We start from the raw sequence: 18178 nt of genomic DNA, 5'->3' as shown, positions 1-18178 counted from the left end.
TCAGCGCTCGACGGCGTCGGCCCGCCGCGACCGGCGCAGGCCCACGGCGATGTTCAGCACCGCGACCGCGACCACGATCAGCGCCGCTCCCGCCACCTCGGATGGCACCACCGGCTCGGACCGGCTCAGCATCAGCGCGCCGCCGGCCACCGCGAACAGGCCGACGGCCAGCACGCGCAGCTCGGTGGCCAGGCGGAAGGGACGGCGGGGGCGATCACGGAAGTTCACAAGATAGGACTATGCGTCACCGGTCGGCCGATTCCCAAATCAGGATCGGACGGCGGATGGGGGTGTTACCGGGCCGGGACACAGCACAGATGGCGCACATCCTGGGGATGCGCACCATCTGTCACCAGCCTGCTTCGCTGAGTGATCGGCGAGATCTCAGAAGGTCATCAGCTGCGGCTCTTCGCGCCGCCCGAGCTCCGGCCCCTCGTACTCGCGGATGACCTCGTAGCGCGTGTTGCGCTCCACCGGCGTGAATCCGGCGTCGCGGATCAGCTCCAGCAGGTCCTCGCGGGTCATCTTGTTCGGGGTGCCGTAGTCGTCGGCGTCGTGCGTGATCTTGTACTCCACCACCGAGCCGTCCAGGTCGTCGGCGCCGTAGTTGAGCGCCAGCTGCGCGGTCGACAGGCCGTGCATGACCCAGAAGCACTTCACGTGGTCGAAGTTGTCCAGCAGCAGGCGGGACACCGCGAAGGTCTTCAGCGCCTCCACGCCGGTGGCCATCGGCTGGTTCATCAGCCGGTTGCGGACCTTGCCGTCCTTGCTGTCGTGGAAGTCGTGCTGGAAGCGCAGCGGGATGAAGACCGCGAAGCCGCCGGTCTCGTCCTGCAGCTCGCGCAGCCGCAGCACGTGGTCCACGCGGTGGCGGGGCTCCTCGATGTGGCCGTACAGCATGGTGGCCGGGGTGCGCAGGCCCTTGCCGTGCGCCAGGCGGTGGATCCGGGACCAGTCCTCCCAGTGCGTGGCGTGGTCCACGATCTGCGAGCGGACCTCCCAGTCGAAGATCTCCGCGCCGCCGCCGGTGAGGGACTCCAGACCGGCCTCGATCAGCTCGTCGAGGATCTCGTCGGCGCTCAGGCCGGAGATCTTCTCGAACCAGTGGATCTCGGTGGCCGTGAACGCCTTGATCGACACGCCGGGCAGCACGGCCTTCAGCTCGCTGATCGACTTCGGGTAGTACCGCCACGGCAGCGTGGGGTGCAGGCCGTTGACGATGTGCAGCTCGGTGATGCCGTCCGGCTCCATGTCCTTGGCCAGGCGGACGGCTTCCTCAATGCGCATCGTGTAGGCGTCCTTCTCCCCCGGCTTGCGCTGGAAGGAGCAGTACGCGCACGAGGCGGAACAGACGTTCGTCATGTTCAGGTGCCGGTTGACGTTGAAGAAGACCTTGTCGCCGTTCTTGCGGGTCCGCACTTCGTGCGCGAGCTCGCCGAGCCAGGCCACCTCATCGGTGTCGTACAGCGCCACGCCGTCCTCGAAGGACAGCCGCGAACCGCCGAGGACCTTCTCCTCGATCTCCCGCTTGAGCCCGGCGTCCATGGCCTCACCTTTTCCGTCCGACATCGTCCTGATCACACAGCAGAGTACGGCAGGCTTGCGTAACGACCTCGTCCGGATTGAGTGATCACGTTGCGGTCCGGCGCCCGGACAGCGGATAGTCGTCATCATGTCCGAAACACCCTCCAGACGAGCCGCCGGCCGACCCCACCCCGGAGACGACCGGGGTGCACGCGGGCAGTACGACGGCTACGACCGCCAACCCGCAGGTCGCGGCTACGACGACGGGTACGGGCAACAGCAACCACGCTCCGGCGGCCGGGCCCGGCCCGCCGCCTACGACGACGACTACGCGGCCGCCCCCGGGCCCGCACAGGGCCGCGGCGGCAGCCGGGGCCGCGGGCCCGCGCAGGACGGCTACGAGCGCCATGACGACGACGGCTACCGCGACCCGCGCGGAGCCCGTGGCGGCCGTGAGAGCCGAGACGACTACGACGAGGACTACGACGACGCCCCGGCGCGCGGCGGCTCCCGGCGGGCCGCTCCGGGCCGCTCCGGCGGCTCGCGCCGCGCGGGCGGCGGTGGCGGTGCCAGCGGCGCCGCAGCGGCCGCCGGCGGCCCGGCCCTGGCCCTCGGCCCCCGCGTCGGCACCGCCTTCGCCATCGGCGCGATCCCGTCCCTGCTGATCGCGTTCGCCTGCGGCGCGGCCTCCAGCGGCGGCTCCTCGCGCTCGATCGCGGGCATCAGCCTGAACTCGCAGCTGCTGTCCCTGTCCGCGCTGGCGATCCCGGCGATGATCCTGATCATCGGCGGGCTGCTGCGCTGGCGCCGGCTCAACCCGCTGGGCCTGACCTGGGGCTTCACCGTGGTGGCCGGGCTGAGCTGGCTGGCCCTGCTGTTCGCCGCGCAGATGGAGAAGGTGATCCCGCACCTGACCCCGCTGCTGACCGTGCCCCTGGTGACCGGCGCCGCGGTGGCCGCCGCGGCCTACCTGACCGACGAGAACACCACGGCGACCGGGCGCTACGCGTGCCTGGCCGCGGTGATCGCCTCGCACGTCGGGATCGTGGCGATCGTGGTGACGATCGTCCTGGCCTGAGCACCGCGACGCGGACTGCCCGAGCCGCGCACAGCCCGCGAGACACCCGAGAGGGCCGCGCCGGAGGATCGAATCCTCTGGCGCGGCCCTCTCGGCGTGTCGGGGCCGACCCGGCCCCCTACTTGCTACTTGGCGTCCTCTTCCTCCAGCTCGGCCAGCGGCATCGGCCGGTCCTCCCACTTGGTCGACAGCGCGACCGTGGTCCGGGTCCGGGCCACGCCGCGGATCCGGGTGAGGCGACCGATGATGCGCTCCAGGTCCTCCGGGTGGCCGGCGCGGACCTTCAGCAGGAAGGACTCCTCGCCGGCGACGAAGAAGCAGTCCTCGATCTCCGGTACGTCGCGCAGCCGCCAGGCGACGTCGTCGAGCTCGGCCGAGTCCGACAGCAGGATGCCGATCATCGCCGTCACGTTCAGGCCCAGCTGCTCGGGGGCCACCATCGCCCGGTAGCCGGTGATGACGCCGTTGCTCTCCAGCCGGTTGATCCGGTCGGTCACCGACGGCCCGGACAGACTGACCAGGCGTCCCAGCTCCGCGTACGACATGCGGCCGTTGGTCCGCAGCGCGTCGATCAAGGCGCGGTCCACCGCGTCCATGCTTCCTGATCACCTCATCCGCATCGGTGGACGCCCGCCGGGGCGTCCGCAACACCTGCGTGCGAGGGTATCGGCTCCCCGGGCGACCCCGGCCCCCGCGCGGGGCCGTCCGGGGACGCCGGTGGCCCCCTGTTGACGATCTGTGACCGCCTTCACCTTCAAACAATTGGACACAGAGCGTAGAACCCCTTAGAATCTAAGGCATAGAACAGATTAGGCCCTAGGGATCAAAGGAGTCAACGATGAACTTCGCCCCGTACGAGCTGCAGGCCGCGAACCACCGCCTGGACGACCTGCGCAAGCAGGCGGCCAAGGCCCGCCTGGCGCGCAACGCGAAGGCCTCTCGCAAGGCCTGACCTGCGGCGATACCAACCGGCGCGGTGACGCGCCACCAGCACACGGGTACCGCGTAGCCGCCACGCACCAACCACGCACCAACCACTCAGAGCTCCGGCCGCCGGTCGCGTTCGATCAACTCCCCCCCGTGATCGAACGCTCGACCCCACGCGCTGATCCGACACCCCCCCGGGATCGGCGCCAGGTGATCGGCGGCCGGGAACCACGGGAGCGCCCCTCCAGTCCGTCCCCCCGGGACTGGAAAGGGCGCTCCTTTGCTGTGCGCTCGCGTGCCTCGCGTGCCTCGCGCACTTCCCGCCGGCTCAGGCCTCCGGCGCGAACAGCCGCTGGAACGAGAAGGCGTGCGGCGTGGGTCCGTGCTCCCGGAAGCGCGCCAGCCGGTCGTGCGCCTCCTGGATCGTCGGGACGGTGCCGACCGGGATCCACCACAGCGTGGCGGCGGCCTCGGGCAGCTTCTGGAAGAACTCCTTGCGGCGCGCCAGGAGCGTGCGGTGCTCTCCGGAGAACGCGAAGGCCCGCAGCGCGCTCACGGACTCCCAGACGGTCAGGTTGACGAACATCTCGGGGTCGCCGGGCCAGGCGACGTCGGTGGCGCCGAGTTCGGGGTCGCTGCCCTCCAGGAGCCAGACGAACCCGGGCATCGCCTTGCCCTGGTCGTTGACGCGCGCCAGGTTCTTGGTGAAGTCCTCGATCGCCGGGTCGCCCAGCGGCGCGACCAGCCGGCCGATGTTCACCTGTGCCAGGTTGAAGCCCGGGAAGGGGCCCAGAAGAGCCTCGGGAGAGTCCATGGGCCGCACGCTACTCAGAGCGCGTCCGTCTATGCGGCCGGCGTCTCGGGTCCCGGACGGCGGACCGGTTCAGCAGCCCGGTTTCAGCGGGCCGACCCCAGATCACCGCGCCAGCGCTGGAAGAGCGTGTGCGGGACGCCGAGCACGTCCAGGATCTTGCCCGCGACGAAGTCCACCAGCTGCTGCACGTCCTTGAGCCCGGCGTAGAACCCCGGAGCCGCGGGCAGCACCACGGCCCCGGCCTCGTCCAGCTCGACCATGTGCCGCAGCGTGCCGCGGTTCAGCGGCGTCTCCCGCACGCAGACCACGAGCGGGCGCCGCTCCTTGAGGTTCACGTCGGCGGCCCGCTGCAGCAGGTCCTTCGAAAGCCCCAGCGCGATCCCGGCGACCGCCGCGGTCGAGGCGGGCACCACCACCATCCCCTTGGCCGGATAGCTCCCGGAGGACGGCCCCGCGGCGAAGTCGCCGGCGGGCCAGTAGCGCACGGCGTCCAGCCGCGGATCCTCCGCCACCCACCCCAGCCACTCGGCCAGGTCCTCCCGCCAGTGCCCGTCCCGGAACGCGACCCCGGTCTCGTCCAGGATCGTCAGCCGCGCCGCCCGGCTCACCACCAGGTCCACCGCCTCCCCCGCGTCGAGCAGCGCGCGGAGGGTGGCGGCGGCGTAGGGCGTGCCGGAGGCGCCGGAGACGCCGACGATCCAGGGGGTGCGGGGGGCGGTCATGGCGGGCGTGGCAGCTGGCGTCATCCGTGAACCTCGACGTCGGCTTCGGCAAGTGTCTCCGCCTCGGCCCGCATCTCGGCGAGGCGGTCGGACGACAGCCGAGCCAGGGCTGCGGAAGACTCGTGCTCGAACAACAGCGTCGCCGCCGGTGCGTCGTCAAAGTTCGCGCCGGTCGTCTCCGACGACTCGCTGGTCCGCAGCCGGTTCCGGTTCCGCTTCGTGATCTTCACTGCTCAGGCCCCCAGCCCGCCCACGATCAGGTCCACCAGCGCGCAGCAGAACAGCGAGATCCCCACGAACCCGTTCGTGGTGAAGAACGCCCGGTTCACCTTCGACAGGTCGTCCGGCTTCACCAGCGAGTGCTCGTACCAGAACGCCGCCGCGACCACCGCGATGCCGATCCACCAGAACACGCCGCCGTCCGCGACCACGCCGAACCAGACCAGCAGGCCCAGGGTGATCACGTGGGTCGCGATCGAGGCGCGCAGCGCCGCGGCGATGCCGAAGCGAGCCGGGACCGACTTCACGCCGATCACCCGGTCGGCGGCGACGTCCTGGCAGGCGAAGATCAGGTCGAAGCCGCCGATCCAGAAGCCGACCGCCAGGCCCAGCAGGGTCGCCTGCCACGACCAGTGGCCGGTCACGCCGATCCAGGCGCCCATCGGGCCGATCGCCTGGGCGATGCCGAGGATGGCGTGCGGGTAGTTCGTGAAGCGCTTGCCGTAGGGGTACAGGACCAGCGGGATCACGGCGACCGGGGCCAGGAACAGCGACAGCCGGTTCAGGGAGGCCGCCGCGGCCAGGAAGACCACCAGGGCCGCGAAGGAGCCCAGGTAGGCCGTCTTCACCGACACCGCGCCGGTCACCAGTTCGCGCATCTGCGTGCGCGGGTTCCGGGCGTCGATCTCGCGGTCGATGATGCGGTTCATCGCCATCGCGAAGGTGCGGGCGCCGACCATCGCGACGGTGATCAGCAGCAGCTTGACCCAGTTCACGTGGCCGGTGGTCTCCGACATCGCCCACAGCGCGCTGATGTAGGCGAAGGGCAGGGCGAACACCGAGTGCTCGATCAGCACCAGGCGCAGGAAGGCGCGGGTGCCGCCGACGACGCCGCGGGCGGTCTCGGGGGCCTCGTTGACCTCGCGGGTGGTGCCGGTGGGTTCGGCGGGTTCCGCGGGTTCCGCGGGTTCCACAGAGGACGTAGCAGCGGCGGACATCAGAAGCCGTACTCCTTCCAGCGGCGGTCGACCTTCGCCGCGGTCATCGGGTCGGAGGTGATCATCTCCGGCCAACCGCGGTGATAGCCCTCCTCGGGAAGCTTACGGGTCGCGTCGATTCCCGCCTTCCCACCGTAGAACTGCTGATAGGAGGCGTGGTCCAGATGGTCCACGACGCCCTCAACCACGGTGAGGTCGCGGGAGTAGTCCACGTTGCCGAAGGCGCGCCAGGCCACCTCGGCGTAGTCATGGACGTCGCAGTCGCTGTCCACGACGATGATCAGCTTGGTGAGGGACATCAGGTGCGCGCCCCAGATCGCGTGCATCACCTTCTGCGCGTGCTTGGGGTACCGCTTGTCGATCGAGACGATCGCGCAGTTGTGGAACCCGCCGGCTTCGGGCAGCGCGTAGTCCACCAGGTCCGGGATGATGATCTTGAGCAGCGGCAGGAAGAAGCGCTCGGTGGCCCGGCCCAGCGGACCGTCCTCGGTCGGCGGCCGGCCGACCGCGATCGACTGGAGCATCGGGTCCTGGCGCATCGTCACGGCGCTCACGGTCAGCGCCGGGAACGGCTCGACCGGCGTGTAGAAGCCGGTGTGGTCGCCGAACGGCCCCTCCGGCAGCGTCACCCCGGGCTCCAGCCAGCCTTCCAGCACCACCTCGGCGTTCGCCGGCACCTGCAGCGGCACCGTCTTGCAGTCCACCAGCTCCACCCGCTTGCCCTGCACGAAGCCGGCGAACAGGTACTCGTCGATGTCCGAGGGCAGCGGCGCGGTGGCGGCGTAGGTGACCGCCGGCGGGCAGCCGAACGCCACCGCGACCGGCAGCCGCTCGCCGAGGCGCTGCGCGACCGCGTAGTGGTTGGTGGAGTCCTTGTGGATCTGCCAGTGCATCGAGAGGGTGCGCTTGTCCTGGCGCTGCAGCCGGTACAGGCCCAGGTTCCGGCCGCCGGTCTCCGGGTGCTTGGTGTGTGTCAGTCCCAGGTTGAAGAACGAGCCGCCGTCGTCGGGCCAGGTGTGCAGGGCCGGCAGCAGGTCCAGGTCGACGTCGTCGCCGGTCAGCACCACCTCCTGCACCGGCGCCTTCTTCACGCGCTTGGGCGGCACGGACTTCAGCTGCGCGGCCTTGCCCAGCGCGTCGCGCAGGCCCGAGACGCCGTGCGGCAGCTCCGGCTTGAGCAGGTCGCCGATGCGCTCGCCGATCTCGTCCAGGTTCTTCAGGCCCAGCGCCAGGCACAAGCGCTCCTCGGTGCCGAAGACGTTCATGGCCAGCGGGATCGGCTTGCCGTCCGGGGTGCGCGCACCGCGCACGTTCTCAAACAGCAGCGCGACGTTCTTGACGGGCCCGGCCGCGTGGTGGTCCTCCCGCGGCGCCTTCTGCACCCGGTCGGTGATCTCGCCGACCTCCAGGTGCGGGTCGACCTCCGCGCGGACACGCTTGAGCTGCCCCCGCTTTTCGAGGGCCTTCAGGAAGGAGCGCAGATCGTCGTAGGCCATGGTGACCAGTATGTGTCAGAGGCGGGAAGACCCCCGTACCGGTCCCGCAGTGAACACTTGACCGTTACTGTTGAACATGGAAAACCCACGACTTCCCGGGAGGGTCGGCGTTGCTCCGTTTCGTCGTCCAGTGGCTGGTGCCGATCGCGCTGGCGATCTTCGCCTGGGTCGACTGCCTGCTCACTCCGCGGCCCTGGGTCCGCTTCCTGCCCAAGGTGGTCTGGGCGGTGCTCATCGCCGTGCCGTACGTCGGCGCGCTGCTGTGGATCTTCGGCGGCCGGACCGCGCAGCCGCGCGACCCCCGGCGGCGGGCCACGGACAGCCATCCCGGACTGCTCAGTTCGCTGGGGCGCGGCGGGACGCACCAGGCGCGGCCGCGGATCGTCGACACGCCGGGCCGCCGGACCCGGACCGGGGCAGCACCGAGCACGTGGACGGTCGCGCCGGACGACGATCCGGAGTTCCTGCGGCAGCTCGGCGAGCAGCTGAAGAAGGACCGGCCGGAGGGCTGAGGCCGGGCCCCCTCGGTCCGTCAGTCCGTCAGTCAGTCCCGTCAGTCCGCCGAGGACTGCATCGTGAAGCCGAACATGTGCCGGTCCATCGTGAACACCGGGTCCGCGTAGGACTGCGGGAAGTCCTCGAAGCTCTCGCCGACCGCCTCGACCAGGTAGTCGCAGACCTGCTCGGCCAGCCCGAAGCGGCGGGTGGACCAGCGGGCCCAGGCCACGGCCGTCGGCTCCAGGAGCTCCAGCTGGGCGTCGTCGGCGTTCACCCGGGCCGGGATCAGGACGTTGATCAGGGTGTCGAACTTCTCCGGGCCGTACAGCGGCGGATCGCCGGCGAACTCGGTCAGGCCCAGGCGGGCGAACACCTCGCCCCACTCCCGGACGATGGCCGGATGCGGGAGGCCGCGGACCTCCTCGGCGGACGTGAACTCGTCCAGCAGGGGCGGCAGGTCGTCCAGGTCGTAGCCGAAGTCGGCGCCGCCGGGCAGTTCGGCGGGTTCGGGCAGGACCGCCAGCCGGGAGAGCATCAGGGCGCGCAGGGCGGCGAAGTCGTCGCCCTCGTCGTCCTCCTCCTCGTCCTCGCCGTAGTAGCCGTGGGGCTCGGTGCCGTCCGCGCCGTCCGCGCCGTCCGCGCCGTGCGCGCCGTCCGGGCCGGAGTGCTCCAGCGCGGCCAGGGCGTCCAGCTCGGCGAAGGCCTCGTCCACCGCCTCGGTCTGCAGGCTCGGGTCGTCCTTCAGGTCCTCGCCCAGCTGCTCGAGCTGGTCCAGGCCCTCGTCCTCGTCCTCACCCTCGCCGCCGTACTCGTCCTCGTCGTCGTCCTCCTCGTCGACCAGGGTCTCGCGGACGGCCGGCTCCAGACGGCGGCGCAGTTCGCCGGCGTCCAGCCGGTCCAGGGAGAAGACGCCCTCGGGGCCCTCGGAGAACTCGGCGCGGATCTCCCCCAGGATGTCGGGCAGGTCCACCGGGTCGACGAGCAGGACCTCCACCACGGTGCCCTGCGCGTTGTTGGCCACCGTCGCGGTGAAGGCGTAGCGGTCCTTGCCGCGCTTGAACGCCGCGATCAGGAGCTCCCCGTCGGCGAACACGTCGGAGACCGACCAGGCCTCCAGGAACTCCACCTGCTGCAGGGCCGCGCCGTACCAGTCCGGGCGCCGGACGCCCTTGTGGAACAGGCGCTCCGAGGCTTCCGCCGCACGCGCCGCGACCTCCGGGGAGGCCACCGACGCCAGGGCGCACAGCACCGCCTGCGTCCGGGGCGACCCGACCAGCTCCAGGACCTCGACCAGGCCGAGCTCGGCGCCCTCGGGCTCGTCGTCCTGCTGCAGCGCCGCGGTCCACAGGCCGCCCAGGAAGGCCGAGGCCCACAGTTCGGCGTCCAGCGGGGTGCGGACCGTCCGCGGATCGCCGTAGACCTCGTCCAGGGCGTCGAAGAGCTGCCCGAACTCCGGGGGCAGCTCCGGCTGCCGGGACGGCGAGGGCGGATGCGCCCGCCGGTTCGGGGCACCGGGACGCGAGGAGTGGTGGGGCTGACGACGCGGCTTGGGTCTCACCTACTCATGCTCTCAGATCGTGGAAGCCCGGATGCGGGCAATCCCCGACACAGGCCACCACAGAGCGCGCCGGCAACCCATTCGGATGGAGATGGCCTTTGTGGAAGCCGCCGAACATCAGGGACAGCAGCAGCATGACGACGAGGAAGATCAGGGCGAACCATAAACACCCGGGCGTCCCGTACCGACGTTCTCGCCTTTCATAACGCTCCTCGCGTCTCTTTGCGCGTCCACGGGTAACGGCCATAGGTCATAAGATAACTGTGATAGGGGGTGCCTGTGGCGGCCAAGGTCGAGCCTTCCGGAGAAGGCTCCAAGAACGAGACTCGCATCATCGTCCGCACCCAGGGCGGCGGACTGCGCTCAACCCTTCTGCGGTGGGGCCTGGGCGGCGTCGTCGTGGTGGTGCTGCTCGCGGTCCTCGGATCCCTGACGAACTTGATCCACTTCAGCAACCCGTTCGGCGAGACGACCACCACCCGCAGCGGACCAGTGCTTTTGAAGTCCATCACCGAACTCAAGCGGTTCGAGGCGGCCAGCGGCGAGTTCCAGGTCGTGGTCGAGGTCCAGAACTCCTCGTGGCTGCCGTCGTTCCTGGCCGGCAGCGACACGTTCTTCCTCGGCGACGGCACCGTGGACGCCTTCGTGGACTTCAGCAATCTGGACGCGAATCATGTGAAGGTGTCCCCCGATCGGCTATCGGCGACCATCACGCTGCCCAAGCCGGTGCTGGACCCGACCGCTCTGGACGTGCACAAGTCGTACGTGATCGGCCAGCAGCAGGGCGTCTTCGACCGGCTCTTCAACAGCGACCCGAACCAGGTGCAGCCGCTGCTGGTGGAGGCCACCAAGCAGATCGACGGCGCGGCCGCGAAGAGCTCGCTGGTGTCGGTCGCCGAGAAGGACACCAAGCAGATGCTGCAGAGCCTGCTGACCTCGCTCGGATTCACCGGCACGATCACGGTGAACTTCGCCTAGGAACAGCGAAAACGAAGCGGCGCCGGGCGGATCGCCCGGCGCCGTTCCACGTTTGCGCGGCTACTTCACCCCGGCGTAGGAGTGCAGGCCGTTCACGAAGATCGACACCACGAAGTAGTTGAAGATGAAGCAGCCGTAGCCCAGCAGCGCGATGATCGCGGCGCCCTGGCCCTTCCAGCCGCGCGTGGCACGCGCGTGCAGATAGGCGGCGTAGACGACCCACGTGATGAAGGCCCACGTCTCGGTCGGGTCCCAACCCCAGTACCGGCCCCAGGCCCGCTCGGCCCAGATCGAGCCGGCGATGACCGTGAAGGTCCACACCGGGAAGGAGAACGCCAGGATCCGGTAGGCGGTGAGGTCCAGCTTCATCGCCGAGGGCACGCGCTTCCACATCGAGTTCGGGTTCGCGGTGCCCAGCTTCGCCTTGTCCTCGTAGTTCGACTTGACCAGATACAGGACCGTGGCGACCGTGGCGACGGTGAACATGCCCGAGCACAGCACCGCGGCGGCCACGTGCACCACCAGCCACGGCGAGTGCAGCGCCGGGACCAGCTGCTCGGCGTCCTTGTACAGGACTTCCATGGCCAGGCCAAGGATCGCGACGATCACGCCGGTGACGAACACCCCGAGCCAGCGCGCGTTCTTGCGGAACAGCAGGCCGACGTACAGCGCCATCGCGACCGCCGAGCCGGCGACGGTGAACTCGTACAGGTTGCCCCACGGCACCCGGTGCGCGGCCAGGCCGCGGCAGACCACGCCGATCACGTGCAGCGCGAAGCCCAGCACCGTGGTGCTGACCGCGATGCCGCCGGCGGTGATGGCGCGCACGTTGCCGCCGTCGATGGCCTGCGCCGGCTCGTCCTCGTCCGGCCGGTCGTCCAGGCCGTCCAGGTCCTCGAGATCGTCGAAGCCGTCCGCCGCCGCGCCCGCGCCGACCAGGACCGCGGCCTGCTTCGGCACCTTGGCGGCGCTCTCGACGACGAACGTCGACTTCCGCCCGAACACCCACTCCGCCGTGTACGCGAAGAACGCGATCAAGTACACGAACATCGCGCCGTAGACGGCGTAGTTCGAGAACCGCGCCAACGACTCGTTGATCACTTCTGGACTCCCGCCTTCGGAGGACGCAGACCCCTGCCCACGCCCCGCACTTCGTCCCGCAACCGCGCGTCCTCGGCCCGCGCCAAGCCGGCCACCTCGACCCGCACCGTGTTCTGGCCCCGGCCCTGCTCCTGGGACTGGACCTCGTCCAGCACCACGGGCCGGACCCGCACGAACACCCGGCGCCGCCGTATCCCCAGCGACCCGAGCAGCCCGACGATGATGCCGATGGCCGAGACGAAGACCAGCATCTTCGACGGGTCGTGGTTGAGGTCGAACTGCGCCCACTGCTTCACGCCGTCGAACTCGATGCTCCCGGTGCCGTCGGGCAGTTGGACCGTGTTCTTGCCCTTTTCCAGGGTGAGGATCACCGACGGGTTCGTCGGGTCCTGCGCGTTCGGCAGCTTCACCCGCTGGGCGTTGTTCACGTTCATCGTGTACACGCCCGGGTTCGGCCCGAGGTCGCCGCTGTAGGCGCTCAGCACCAGCGCCGGGTTCGAGGCCGTCGGGAACAGCGACACCGCGCCCATGCCCGGGACCATCTCGCCGGGGTAGTCCGGGATGAAGATGCCCGACAGGCCCAGCTGCTGCGGGCTGCCGTACTTGTCGATGTAGCCGTTCTTGACCTTGTAGATGCCCGAGCCCAGGCCCATCGCGCCGGAGTCGAAGAACTCCACCGGCTGGTGGTCGACGATCACCTTGCCGGTCTTGTCCCGGACCGTGATGATCGGCGAGTAGCCGTGGCTGCTCAGGTAGACGCTGACCCCGTCGACGGTCAGCGGGCTGTTCTCCTTCAGCGTCGCCTTCTTCTCCGGCGACGAGGGCGAGGAGTTGTAGTGGACGTCGGCCGTGAAGGACCGGGCCTGGCCGTAGTCCGGGGCGTCGTGGTTGGGCTCGTAGGTCGCGGTGAACTTGTCCAGCGTGAGCTCGAACGGCGGCAGCTTGTCGGGGTCGACGCCGCCGCCGAAGGTGTGGTCGTCGTAGTTCATCGTGATGTTCGTGAACCCGTCGCCCTCGGTGATGACGACCTTGCCCTGGTAGCCGAAGTAGCCCTTGACCGCGAACCCGGCCAGGATGCCCACCAGCGACAGGTGGAAGATCAGGTTGCCGGCCTCGCGCAGATAGCCCTTCTCCCCCGAGACCCACCCGCCGCCGTCGGCGTCCGTCCCGCGCACGACACGGAAGCGCTTCTTCTTCAGCTCCGCTTCCGCGGCACTGAGCTTGTCCTCTATGGAGGTGCCCGTGGTGTCGTTCCAGCGGAAGTGGGCCGGCATGCGCGCCAGGTTGCGCGGAGCGGCCGGCGGCGGCTTGCGCAGCACCTTGAGATGCTGCGCGGTGCGCGGCAGGATGCAGCCGATCAGCGAGATGAACAGCAGCAGGTAGATCGCGGAGAACCAGGCCGACTTGTAGACGGTGAAGAACTGCAGGTGGTCCAGCAGCGGACCCAGCGTCTTGTGCTTGGTGATCCAGTCGGTCACCAGCGTCGGGTCGGTGTTGGCGCTGCGCTGCGGCAGCAGCGACCCGGGGATGGCCGCCAGCGACAGCAGGAACAGCAGGATCAGCGCCACGCGCATGGAGGTCAGCTGCCGCCACACCCAGCGCAGATTCTCCAGCAAGCTCAGCCGGGGCAGCGTGACGCCACCGGTGCCGCCGCTGTCCTCTTCCCGCGGCGCCGTGGTGAGGCTGTCCGCGTCCATCTCGGGCAATTCTGTTGGCGTTGCCATCCGATACCGTCTCGTTCTGCCTAGATCGGGGACTGGAACCCGGGAGTCTGGCCCTGGAGCCAGGTCACCAGGTGGTCCCACTGCCCGGTCACCAACAGGACGCCGATCAGGACGAGCATGCCGCCGCCGATCCGCATCACGGCCTGGTAGTGGCGCTTCACATAGCCGAACGCCCCCATCGCTTTGCGGAACGCGATCGCGGTGAGGACGAACGGAAGACCCAGCCCCAGACAGTACGCCACTCCGATGAGAACCGAGCGCCCGGCGTTCCCGGAGTCGATGGACAGCGAGGAGACCGCCGACAGCGTCGGTCCCATGCACGGCGTCCAGCCCAGCCCGAACAGGATCCCCAGCAGCGGCGCGCCGGCCAGGCCCACCCGCGGGTCGGTGTGGAACCGGGCCTCGCGGTTGAAGACCCGGCTGATCACGCCGGGCACCACGCCGGCGAACGACAGGCCCATCAGTATCGTGATGCTGCCCAGCACGATCTGGATGGTGCGCTTGTGCACCAAAAGGAACTGCCCGCTCCAGCCGGCCAACGCCTCCAACAGCACGAACACGATGCTGAAGCCGAGGACGAACAACAACGCGCCGGCGATCATCCGGCCGCGCTTGGCCCGCGCCGCCTCGTCGAGCGTCTGCTTGCCCAGATCCACGCCGGTGAGTCCGGTCACATACGACAGGTAGCCGGGCACCAGCGGCAGCACGCACGGCGACAGGAACGAGATGAGCCCGGCCGCCAGCGCGATGGGCACGGCGACCAGGAAGCTGCCGTACTCCACCCGCGACTCGGTGGAGGTGTAGCTGGAGGCCAGGTGCGTCAGGACGGCGGCGGTCGCGCTCATCGTCGGGGACTCACTGACCGGACAGGACGGTGTCGAGGGCCGCGGACAGGTCGTTGTAGTCCACGGGGCGCAGCGCGCGCCAGGCCAGGTCGCCGTTCTTGTCGATGATCAGCGTCGAGGGCACCGAGCCCAGCGAGGTGATCCCGGCCAGCTTGGTCAGCAAAGTCTCGTTGCCGTCGTCGACCAGGTTCGGGTAGCTGATCTGCTTGGCCTTGACGAACGCCTGGGCCTGCGCGGTGTTGTCGCGGGTGTCGATGCCGACGAACTGCACGCCCTTGGCCTGGTACGCCTCGTTGGCGTGCTCCAGGTACGGCGCCTCCGCCTGGCACGGGTCGCACCAGGATCCCCAGATGTTCACGACCATGACCTTGCCCTTGTAGGAGGACATGTCGAGCTTGGAGCCGTCGAGCGTGCTCCCGGAGAGCATGGGGAACGGCTTGCGGTCCTTGACGGAGAACGCGGCGGCGGTGCCCAGGCCGTCCTTGTTCTTCGGGCCCGACCCGCCGCAGGCGGCCAGGCCGAAGGTCAGTGCGGCGGCCGTCATCGCCGCCGCGGTCACGGCTACCGACCTGCGTGTTCCATCCGTCCTGCGCAGCATGTGAAAAGTTTCGCATGGGAGCCGTACGGGCTTGCGGCAGGGTCCCCGAATGGGACGAAGCGTCGCGCTCCGCCCATGGCGGGAGACCCTGCGCGACGTTCTTCTACGCTCCGGCGACGAACTTCTTCGTGTTCTTCACCGGCAGCAGGTCCTTGGCCGGCTCGCTGTACTTGACGCCGGTGATCCGGCCGTCGGTGATCTCGAAGGAGGTCAGCGAGGCCAGCGTGCACTCCCGCTTGCGCGGGTCGTGGAAGAAGGAGCGGTTCTCGGCGGCCAGCCGGCTGATCCAGATCGGCAGCTGGTGGCTGACCACGACCACCTCGTGGCCCGGGGCCAGCGCCGCGGCGTCTATCAGCGCCGCGTGCATCCGCGTGACCTGCTCCTTGTACGGCTCGCCCCAGGACGGCTTGAACGGGTTCCACAGCTTGAACCAGACCGCCGGCCGCTTGAGCACGCCGTCGCCGACCGAGAACTTCTTGCCCTCGAAGAAGTTCCCCGCCTCGATCAGCCGCTCGTCGGTGCCGACCGTCAGGTCGTGCCGGGCCGCGATCGGCGCCGCGGTCTCCTGCGCGCGCTGCAGCGGCGAGGCGACGACCGCCTTCACGTCGTGGTCGGCCAGGTGGTCGGCGACCCGCTCGGCCATCTTCTGCCCGAGTTCGGACAGGCGGAAGCCCGGCAGGCGGCCGTAGAGGATGCCGTCGGGGTTGTAGACCTCACCGTGGCGCATCAGGTGGACAGTCGTCGTGGTCGAGGCCATCTTTGTGGCGTTTCCTCTCGGGAGAAAATCGGGGGCGGTCAGGACTTCTCGGCCGCCGCGGCGGCCCGGGCGGCGTGCGGCAGCGCCTCGGCGACGGCCTCGACGGCCGCCTCGTCGTGCGCCGCGGAGACGAACCAGGCCTCGAAGGAGCTCGGCGGCAGGTAGACGCCGCGGTTCAGCATCGCGTGGAAGAACTCCGCGTAGGCCTTCGTGTCCTGCTTCTTGGCGTCCTCGTAGTTCTTCACCGGCTCGCCGGTGAAGAAGACGGAGAACATGGTGCCGGCGAACTGGACGGTGTGCGGGACGCCCTCCTTGGCCAGCGCCTCGGAGGCCAGGTCGGCGATGCGGTGCGCGGTGGCGTCCAGGTGGCTGTAGACCTCGGGGGTGCAGTGGCGCAGCGTGGCCAGGCCCGCGGCGGTGGCGACCGGGTTCCCGGACAGCGTGCCGGCCTGGTAGACCGGGCCGACCGGGGCCAGGTGGCCCATGACGTCCGCGCGCCCCCCGAAGGCCGCCGCCGGGAAGCCGCCGCCCATGACCTTGCCGAAGGTCATCAGGTCCGGCACCACGCCGTCGATGCCGTACACGCCCTCGCGCGAGGCCCGGAAGCCCGTCATCACCTCGTCGGAGACGAACAGCGCGCCGTGCTCGCGGCAGATGTCGGCCAGGAACTGGTTGAAGCCCGGCTGCGGCGGGACGATGCCCATGTTGCCGGGAGCGGCCTCGGTGATCAGGCAGGCGATCTCGGCGCCGTGCGCCTGGAACGCGGCCCGGACCGCCTCGACGTCGTTGTAGGGCAGCACGAGCGTGTCGCCGGCCTGCGCCCCGGTGACCCCGGGGGTGTCCGGCAGCGCGAAGGTGGCGACCCCGGAGCCGGCCGCGGCCAGCAGCGAGTCGACGTGGCCGTGGTAGCAGCCGGCGAACTTCACAATCTTGGTCCGGCCGGTGAACCCGCGGGCCAGCCGGATCGCGCTCATCGTCGCCTCGGTCCCGGAGGAGACCAGCCGCACCTGCTGGAGCGGGGCGATCCGGGCCACCATCTCCTCGGCGAGCTCGACCTCCCCGGTCGAAGGCGCACCGTAGCTGGCCCCGCTCTGCAGCGCCTTGACCGCCGCCTCCGTCACCGCGGGGTGGTTGTGCCCCAGGATCAGCGGGCCCCAGGAGCAGACCATGTCGACGTAGCGGTTGCCGTCGACGTCGGTCAGGTACGCGCCGTCGCCGGAGGCCATGAACCGCGGCGTGCCCCCGACCGCGCCGAACGCCCGCACAGGAGAGTTCACACCACCCGGCGTGACGGCCCGGGCCCGGTCGAACAGGTGCTGGGACTGGGTCTCGGGCGGCTCGTACGGATGCGCGTTCATGCCGCCATGCTCTCAGATCCGGACGCCGGGCCCGCTATCGCGGTGGCCCCGCTCACTCGGGGGCGGGACAGGGCGCGACACGCATCGCGGCCACGGCCTCGACGAACTCCGCCGGCGGCTGGTAGCCGTGGTCGCGAACGTAGTGGACGACCAGCGTCGGCGCGGTCAGCTGCCGGCCGTCGGCGGCGACCACGCGGATCTCGGCGCTGCCGAGGTACAGGACGCGGGTGCCGTAGACGGCGCGGTACTGGTAGTCGGCCTCGAAGAGGTGGCGGAAGCGGCAGGCGTGCACGCTGCGGGTGACGGCGACGGTGTGGTCGGCGGCGAGGGCGACGAGGTTGTCCCAGAACAGCGGGTCGGGATCCCCCTCCGAAACGGCGAACTCCCGGCCGGGCTCGAGCCAGCCGACCGTGAGGAGTTCCACGCCTTCCGGCACGGTGTCCGGGAGGTAGTCGTAGGGAGCCAGGTCCGGGAAGTAGGTCATGTCGGGATGGTGCCCTGATCAGCGGCCGCTCGGCGCGATCCGCATCGCCTTCACCGCGTCGACGAATTCCTCCGGCGGCTGATAGCCGTGGTCGCGGACGTAGTGGACGACCAGAGTCGGGGCGACGAGCCAGCGGCCGTCCGGCGTGACGACACGGATCTCGGCGTGTCCGAGGAAGAGTTCACGGTCGCCGTAGACGGCGTCGACCTGGAAATCCTCGTCCTCGTCCTTGTCCTCGTCCTTGTCCTCGTCCCTGTCCGCGTGCGGCAGGTCGCACGCATGCATGCCGCGCGTGACCTGCGAGAAGTGATCGGCGGCCAGAGTGATCAGGTTCCTCAGGAACTCTGGATCCGGCTCACCCTCGCGCGTCGGGAAGTCGTGGCCCGCTTCGAGCCAGCCGACGTTGAGCACCTCGACGCCGTCGGGGTGGGGCTGCGGACCGGTCACGTGCTGGGGCCAGTACACGTAGGGGGTCAGGTCGGGGAAATAAGTCATGCGC

Annotated in this window: 21 protein-coding genes; 3 read left to right on the top strand and 18 right to left on the bottom strand. The window is 69.9% G+C overall.

Annotation, left to right across the window (positions count from 1 at the left end; genetic code table 11):
* Positions 1-228 (bottom strand): hypothetical protein, encoded by a 228-nt coding sequence (locus tag ABIA35_RS08335; protein ID WP_370357513.1) that lies wholly within the window; start codon positions 226-228, stop codon positions 1-3.
* Positions 229-384: 156 nt separating this feature from the next.
* The gene (gene mqnE / locus ABIA35_RS08330; protein ID WP_370357512.1) at positions 385-1545 is read right to left on the bottom strand and encodes an aminofutalosine synthase MqnE; all 1161 of its coding nucleotides are present in this window, start codon (positions 1543-1545) and stop codon (positions 385-387) included.
* 127 nt (positions 1546-1672) lie between these two features.
* Between mqnE and ABIA35_RS08325 the strand changes: the two genes are divergently transcribed.
* Positions 1673-2602: a hypothetical protein gene (locus ABIA35_RS08325; RefSeq protein WP_370335257.1), complete on the top strand. Its 930-nt coding sequence runs from the start codon at positions 1673-1675 to the stop codon at positions 2600-2602.
* Between the two features lie 125 nt (positions 2603-2727).
* Here the strand turns inward: ABIA35_RS08325 and ABIA35_RS08320 are convergent, their stop codons facing one another.
* The 6 genes from ABIA35_RS08320 to ABIA35_RS08295 all read right to left on the bottom strand — a co-directional run bounded on the left by ABIA35_RS08320 (position 2728) and on the right by ABIA35_RS08295 (position 7778).
* On the bottom strand, positions 2728-3198 hold the full coding sequence (locus tag ABIA35_RS08320; protein ID WP_015796616.1) for an Lrp/AsnC family transcriptional regulator: 471 nt from the start codon (positions 3196-3198) through the stop codon (positions 2728-2730).
* A 659-nt stretch (positions 3199-3857) separates the two neighbouring features.
* On the bottom strand, positions 3858-4343 hold the full coding sequence (locus ABIA35_RS08315; RefSeq protein WP_370335260.1) for a DUF3291 domain-containing protein: 486 nt from the start codon (positions 4341-4343) through the stop codon (positions 3858-3860).
* 83 nt (positions 4344-4426) lie between these two features.
* Complete coding sequence (locus ABIA35_RS08310) at positions 4427-5089, bottom strand: UbiX family flavin prenyltransferase (protein WP_370335262.1); 663 nt, start codon at positions 5087-5089, stop codon at positions 4427-4429.
* Positions 5086-5295 carry a hypothetical protein gene (locus ABIA35_RS08305; protein WP_370335264.1) on the bottom strand — a complete coding sequence of 70 codons (210 nt, stop codon included), beginning with the start codon at positions 5293-5295 and terminating at the stop codon, positions 5086-5088. Before ABIA35_RS08305 ends, ABIA35_RS08310 begins: the two co-directional genes overlap by 4 nt.
* 3 nt (positions 5296-5298) lie before the next feature.
* Positions 5299-6282 (bottom strand): menaquinone biosynthesis prenyltransferase MqnP, encoded by a 984-nt coding sequence (mqnP, locus tag ABIA35_RS08300; protein ID WP_370357511.1) that lies wholly within the window; start codon positions 6280-6282, stop codon positions 5299-5301.
* Complete coding sequence (locus ABIA35_RS08295; RefSeq protein WP_370357510.1) at positions 6282-7778, bottom strand: menaquinone biosynthesis decarboxylase; 1497 nt, start codon at positions 7776-7778, stop codon at positions 6282-6284. Before ABIA35_RS08295 ends, mqnP begins: the two co-directional genes overlap by 1 nt.
* Before the next feature lie 110 nt (positions 7779-7888).
* Here ABIA35_RS08295 and ABIA35_RS08290 point away from each other — a divergent pair, with 110 nt between their 5' ends.
* Positions 7889-8290 carry a PLDc N-terminal domain-containing protein gene (locus ABIA35_RS08290; RefSeq protein ID WP_370335270.1) on the top strand — a complete coding sequence of 134 codons (402 nt, stop codon included), beginning with the start codon at positions 7889-7891 and terminating at the stop codon, positions 8288-8290.
* Positions 8291-8331: 41 nt separating this feature from the next.
* Here ABIA35_RS08290 and ABIA35_RS08285 read toward each other — a convergent pair whose 3' ends face one another.
* Both ABIA35_RS08285 and ABIA35_RS08280 read right to left on the bottom strand, forming a co-directional pair.
* The gene (locus ABIA35_RS08285; RefSeq protein WP_370357509.1) at positions 8332-9834 is read right to left on the bottom strand and encodes a hypothetical protein; all 1503 of its coding nucleotides are present in this window, start codon (positions 9832-9834) and stop codon (positions 8332-8334) included.
* 4 nt (positions 9835-9838) lie between these two features.
* A complete protein-coding gene (locus ABIA35_RS08280; protein ID WP_370335274.1) occupies positions 9839-10081 on the bottom strand; it encodes a hypothetical protein in 243 nt (80 codons plus the stop codon).
* A gap of 32 nt (positions 10082-10113) precedes the next feature.
* Between ABIA35_RS08280 and ABIA35_RS08275 the strand changes: the two genes are divergently transcribed.
* Positions 10114-10812, top strand: a complete 699-nt coding sequence (locus tag ABIA35_RS08275) for a DUF4230 domain-containing protein (RefSeq protein WP_370335276.1) — start codon at positions 10114-10116, stop codon at positions 10810-10812.
* A 60-nt stretch (positions 10813-10872) separates the two neighbouring features.
* Here ABIA35_RS08275 and ccsB read toward each other — a convergent pair whose 3' ends face one another.
* The 8 genes from ccsB to ABIA35_RS08235 all read right to left on the bottom strand — a co-directional run bounded on the left by ccsB (position 10873) and on the right by ABIA35_RS08235 (position 18174).
* Positions 10873-11862, bottom strand: a complete 990-nt coding sequence (gene ccsB, locus ABIA35_RS08270) for a c-type cytochrome biogenesis protein CcsB (RefSeq protein WP_370336446.1) — start codon at positions 11860-11862, stop codon at positions 10873-10875.
* Positions 11863-11909: 47 nt separating this feature from the next.
* A complete protein-coding gene (locus ABIA35_RS08265; RefSeq protein WP_370357508.1) occupies positions 11910-13610 on the bottom strand; it encodes a cytochrome c biogenesis protein ResB in 1701 nt (566 codons plus the stop codon).
* A gap of 47 nt (positions 13611-13657) precedes the next feature.
* Positions 13658-14482: a cytochrome c biogenesis CcdA family protein gene (locus ABIA35_RS08260; protein ID WP_370335280.1), complete on the bottom strand. Its 825-nt coding sequence runs from the start codon at positions 14480-14482 to the stop codon at positions 13658-13660.
* A gap of 10 nt (positions 14483-14492) precedes the next feature.
* On the bottom strand, positions 14493-15080 hold the full coding sequence (locus tag ABIA35_RS08255; protein WP_370357507.1) for a TlpA family protein disulfide reductase: 588 nt from the start codon (positions 15078-15080) through the stop codon (positions 14493-14495).
* A 103-nt stretch (positions 15081-15183) separates the two neighbouring features.
* Positions 15184-15837, bottom strand: a complete 654-nt coding sequence (locus ABIA35_RS08250) for a histidine phosphatase family protein (RefSeq protein ID WP_370335283.1) — start codon at positions 15835-15837, stop codon at positions 15184-15186.
* 38 nt (positions 15838-15875) lie between these two features.
* Positions 15876-17195 carry a glutamate-1-semialdehyde 2,1-aminomutase gene (gene hemL / locus ABIA35_RS08245; RefSeq protein ID WP_370357506.1) on the bottom strand — a complete coding sequence of 440 codons (1320 nt, stop codon included), beginning with the start codon at positions 17193-17195 and terminating at the stop codon, positions 15876-15878.
* Between the two features lie 52 nt (positions 17196-17247).
* Entirely contained in the window at positions 17248-17679 is a 432-nt protein-coding gene (locus tag ABIA35_RS08240; protein ID WP_370335287.1) for a hypothetical protein, read from the bottom strand.
* Between the two features lie 18 nt (positions 17680-17697).
* A complete protein-coding gene (locus ABIA35_RS08235; RefSeq protein ID WP_370357505.1) occupies positions 17698-18174 on the bottom strand; it encodes a hypothetical protein in 477 nt (158 codons plus the stop codon).
* Positions 18175-18178: the final 4 nt, after the last annotated feature.

Source organism: Catenulispora sp. MAP12-49, assembly GCF_041262705.1.
In the GTDB taxonomy this organism is placed as follows: Bacteria; Actinomycetota; Actinomycetes; order Streptomycetales; family Catenulisporaceae; genus Catenulispora.
Note: the sequence above shows the minus strand (reverse complement) of the source record. Positions and strands in the feature narration are given on the sequence as shown.